Raw genomic sequence first — 2,490 nt, forward strand, 5'->3', positions numbered from 1 at the left:
GGTCAAGCTTGGCACGCGTCGGCAGGAAGCGGAAGCAGGCATCGGCCTCCTTGGTCCGCCCATCGCGCGCCAGGCGTCCGGCGAGCACATCGCGCAAACGGTGCAGATAGAGCACGTCGGAAGCGGCATATTCGAGCTGTTCGGGCGACAGCGTCTCGGCCGCCCAGTCCGACGATTGCTGCGCCTTGGAGAGGCCAACGCCAAGAAGCTCGAAGCAGATGTCCTTCAGCCCGTGGCGGTCGGTGTAGGTGCGGGTCAGCCGCGAGGCGATTTTGGTGCAGAACACCGGCTCCGGCATCACGCCGAACGCATTGTAGAGCACGGCAAGATCGAAGCGTCCGTAGTGGAACAGCTTGGTTACGCCACGGTTCCGCAGCAGGCTGACGAGGTTCGGCGCCTTCTTCTGGCCAGGCGCGATCTGGATGACGTCGGCCGTGCCGTCGCCGGGCGAAATCTGCACCACGCACAGCCGGTCACGATGCGGATTGAGCCCGAGCGTCTCGGTGTCGATGGCCACTGCCCCGACATTGTAGTGCGAGAGGTCGGGCAGGTCGTTTTTATGGAAACGGATATCGGCCATTGTCTTCTCCGGTCGAGCTCTACAGTGTCCCCTGACCCGCAAGGGACGCTGCAGCGCTTTGTCTTGTGGCCCGTCCTCGCCGCGATCCGCTGAAAAATCAACAGGAAAACAGGAGTTTCCGCCGCTCAGCGCGTCAAGGCATCGAGAATCCGCGCCCAGGAGCGCTGGCCCTTGTGGAAGGAGCTGAGCTCGTATTTCTCGTTGGGCGAGTGGATGCGGTCGTCGTCGAGGCCGAACCCGACCAGCAGCGATTCCATACCGAGATAGGTCTGGAAATCGCCGACAACCGGAATGGAGCCGCCGCTGCCCGTCGTCACCGCCGGCTTCGGCCATTCGTCGGACAGCGCATTCTTGGCCTTGGCGAGGAAGGGCGAGTCGTAGGAAAGCTGGATTGCCGGCGAGCCGCCATGCGGATGGAATTCGACCGAACAGTCGGCCGGAATCCGCTCCTTGACGAATTTCTGGAACGCAGCGCGAATTTTCTTGGGATCCTGCTTGTGGACAAGGCGAAACGACACCTTCGCCGAGGCTTCCGCCGCGATCACCGTCTTGAAGCCCTTGCCGGTATAGCCGCCGATGATGCCGTTGAACTCGGCCGTCGGCCGCGCCCAGGTCAACTCCAGCACGGAGCGGCCCTTTTCGCCCGACGGGATCGACAGGCCGACCGGTCCGAGGAACGTCTCGGCGGTCTCGCCGAGCGTCTCCCATGATTTCAGGATCTGCGACGGTGTTTCCTCGACGCCGTCATAGAAGCCGGGGATGGTGATATGGCCGTCCTTGTCGTGGATATCGGCCAGCACCCTGGCCAGGATCCGGATCGGATTGGCGGCGGCACCGCCATAGAGGCCGGAATGCAGGTCGCGATCGGCCGCCTTCACCGTGATCTCCTCGCCGACCAGCCCGCGCAATCCCACACAGATCGACGGCGTCTCGCGGTCCCACATGCCGGTATCGCAAACCAGCGCGAAATCGGCCTTGAGTTCGTCGGCATTGGCTTCGAGGAACGGCTTCAACGAGGGCGAGCCGGATTCCTCTTCGCCCTCGAACAGGATGGTGATGCGGCAAGGCAGATTGCCGTGCACCTGTTTCCAGGCGCGGCAAGCCTCTACGAAGGTCATCAACTGGCCTTTGTCGTCGGCCGACCCGCGTCCGGTGATCACCTTGTGATCCGGCCCGACCTCCTTGACAGCAGGCGCGAACGGATCGCTTTCCCACAATTCGATCGGATCGACCGGCTGAACGTCATAATGGCCGTAAAACAGCACATGCGGCGAACCGGCCGGGCCGTCATGGTGCGCAACCACCATCGGGTGGCCTGGTGTGTCGCGAACGCTGGCGTCGAAGCCGATCAGCTTGAGTTCGGCCACCAGCCATTCCGCCGCCTTGCGGCAATCGGCGGCAAAGGCCGGATCGGTGGAGATCGACTTGATCTTGAGCAAGCCGAACAGGCGCTCGAGGCTCTGGTCGAGATTGTTGTCGAGACGGTCGAGGACGGGGGAAATTGCGGACATATGTGAAGCCTTTCGATTCAGAACCCGAACCGTAAAGGCAGGACAGGAAAACGAAAAGCCCGCGATCATTGGACCACGGGCTGCAAACGTCTGTCTGGGATAAAAAAGACCGCCGTGGTGGAGGGGGAACCACGGCGGCCTTCTACTCGAAACGATGCGGCAGCCCGGAGAGGGGGGATAGGCTGCCGCAGGTGTCCGGATTAGGCGGGGGACGGGCCTTGCTCCGGACTCGGCGAAAACTGCCGATGACGTGTATTTGGGTCTCTGAACGTGGCGATTCAAGGGCACGAAAATTACAGTTTTGTAACATAGGCGTGAGCAGGGTGACGGCGATCTGTCAGGGTGTTGCCGGAACCGATAGTCGACGCTGCCTTTGGCATGGACCAGCCGCCGCGCCGC

Annotated in this window: 2 protein-coding genes; both read right to left on the reverse strand. The window is 62.4% G+C overall.

Going from position 1 to position 2,490, the window contains the following annotated elements:
- Positions 1 to 580: ribonuclease D (locus EN939_RS29685; protein WP_164751333.1), on the reverse strand; the 580-nt coding region annotated here is incomplete at its 3' end.
- 125 nt (positions 581 to 705) lie between these two features.
- Entirely contained in the window at positions 706 to 2,091 is a 1,386-nt protein-coding gene (locus EN939_RS29690; RefSeq protein WP_127271233.1) for a M20/M25/M40 family metallo-hydrolase, read from the reverse strand.
- Positions 2,092 to 2,490: the final 399 nt, after the last annotated feature.

The organism is Mesorhizobium sp. M7A.F.Ca.CA.002.05.1.1, assembly GCF_003998335.1.
Lineage (GTDB): Bacteria > Pseudomonadota > Alphaproteobacteria > Rhizobiales > Rhizobiaceae > Mesorhizobium.